We start from the raw sequence: 2,461 nt of genomic DNA on the forward strand, positions 1-2,461 counted from the left end.
AGGCACTCCGCGTGGCCACCGCCAGGCCACGTTGCTCCATCTCCTTCGACCACGAGGCCAATAACGCGGTGAAATCCTCGGACTGCGGACCATCCACCCCCAATGGCATTCACTTAACAAAAAAACCTATTCACTTAAGGATTCGGTTCCCGGCGATGGGCTTTCTGCCAATCTGACGACTAAACGGCGATGGGTAGTTGGCTTCCGGTGGGTTTGGCCGGCTTGGGTGGCTTCCATTTTCCGATGGGCTTTCTGGAACGCCGATCATAAGACCTGTTGGGGCGCAGTTTCTGCCGAACAGAGGAAATACTTGCGACAACACAGTTGATAGTCTCCGTCACCAGTTTTGCCTGTTGAAGTAGCAGGCCCTCAATATTTCTGGCCACGGTAATCAAGCTTAAAGTTAGCTTTTATTTGAGGCGCTTCATCGGCGCTACTTTTTTTATTGAAACCATCTTCACTGTGATTTGAAAATATCCTTGTCAGGGTGATCAAGACAAAGTGTGCATAAAGTTCTTGTTTTACGCCGCGCTCACTTTGGCCATGAAACTCTTCTATTTTCATCAGCTGCTTGGATATCTTATAAAGCTCCTCTATGCCCCAGCGTGAATGGTAAACATTTGAAAGATCTTCAATTCTATACTTTTGTTGGTCAAGCAGTGTGGTTCCCAGAATATAGGTGGTGCCGGCAACCGTATATTTCACAACCCGCAGTGTTATCGGTCCACAATGGGCGTCTGGATATCGCTCGCGCAGTGTCATTTTAACATCCTTGCTCGGGATAACCTGAATAATCTTATCCGTTGCGCTGCTGGCGATGACGTTGTCCACAGCTTTGCTCGCTTTGGTTTTCATCCTAAATATGGAATGAATGCCGTACTTTCTGTGCTCGTAAAGCATGCCATAAGAGAAATAGCCGCGGTCATAAACCACCACGTCATTCTCAGAGAGTGACGCCAAGTGCCTGAGCGCCAGTTTTCTTTCGTCGGCATGCGCCGCAAGCTCAAAGTCCACCGGGGTTTTTGTTTTTAGCTGGTATAAACAGCTAAGCGTACCTTGGGGATAGTGCGCATTATCGGATGGGGTTCGATAACCATGGTTGAGCAATTGACGTGGTAAATTTATCTTCGATCCATCAACCGCATAAATTCGGTGTGCCTGCCAGCGGTCGTTGTTAGAGGGGCTGTCGTAATGTTGCAAAATCTCAGCGTGTAATATCTTGAATATGTTTTCGTCCAGTTTCGCTCGGGCATTACAAAAGGCTGATGGCGCAACCGGGGTCGCTTGAGGCAAGGGTATGTTCATTGTTCGGCACTGATCCCATAGCTCCGCAATGGTGATGGCGTATCCTTGTTTGTTGTGTGAGAAAACCAATCGAAAGATGAAAAGCATGATCAACAGTGTGTTGAGAACGCGTTGGCGTTTTTGCCATTGTCGGTCAAAGTCATGGGCGACGGTGGTGACAGTCCCCATAATGCGTTGCCACAGCTGAACGAAAGGATCCGCTGACGTTAACGGCTTCGGCGCACTGATTGATGGGCGCTTGTGTATTTTTGCTGGGGGCTTGGCCCCGTTGATCAGTATGGACTTGGCATTGTGGACCAGTGGGTAGATATAAACGCCCTTTTGGGTTTTGCCCGGTGAATTCTTAGTGCTTGCACGCCCTTCAGTATGGCCGAGATAATGCCAATTGGCGGCTCGATAGCAGGTCGCCTCAAATTTTGTCAGGTCGACAAAGGTTTCTAGCAGTACCGGTTTATAACCATGGCGCTCATTCCAGTCATCGGCGAGTTGTCGTGAGGCCATGGACAAGGCCTTAGACGCCAGGTTCTTCACTTTTACCCAGGGGAATATCAAAAATCGATTGTTATTGACCACTAAATCCAAATGTTTCTTGTGTGATTTTTCTTGCCAGCCAATCCATTCGTCACGGCAAAGTAGGCTTTTAACGGCGTATGAAAACAATAGGCAGCCTAATTTTCTTTCCTGATTGTCAATAATGAAATAGCGTAGGTGCGGGCCTATCGGGCGCTTATAACCCAAATAGTGGTATCTGTCGACAGACTCATTCCATTGTTTGATGTCGTCTTTTTCTGAAGCAACGTGCAGGCGAATCGGGGTCAATTTATTAAGATCATCATCAAGCGCGAGCTGCTCATGTGTCTGATCGGTCCAGACGATTTTCTTTTGCGGGCCTCTTTGTTTTGACTTGTCTTTTTCCGGTAAGGAGAGAATGCCCAGTTTTTCTAAACTTTCCAGTACGCCCAGGCAGGATTGGATCTTGCTTTCACCTTTGGCGGTGTGCCATCCCAGATGTTCGCAAATCGTATGGGCTAATTCCCGCCGACTAAGCGCTGAAAATGTATCCTGATTAGCAATGAAGCTCAGCCGACCGGATGACCCGCTGAGGCCGCGGCGCGCAGCGCACGGCCGCGATGAGCAGCCGTGTCGGCAGCGCCCT

1 protein-coding gene is annotated in these 2,461 nt (G+C 48.9%); it reads right to left on the minus strand.

Going from position 1 to position 2,461, the window contains the following annotated elements; all coding sequences use genetic code 11:
* Nucleotides 1-369: 369 nt before the first annotated feature.
* The gene (locus A3OI_RS21005) at nucleotides 370-2,388 is read right to left on the minus strand and encodes an IS4 family transposase (protein ID WP_323806866.1); all 2,019 of its coding nucleotides are present in this window, start codon (nucleotides 2,386-2,388) and stop codon (nucleotides 370-372) included.
* Nucleotides 2,389-2,461: the final 73 nt, after the last annotated feature.

It is taken from the genome of Marinobacter gelidimuriae, assembly GCF_000372805.1.
Taxonomy (GTDB): Bacteria; Pseudomonadota; Gammaproteobacteria; order Pseudomonadales; family Oleiphilaceae; genus Marinobacter; species Marinobacter gelidimuriae.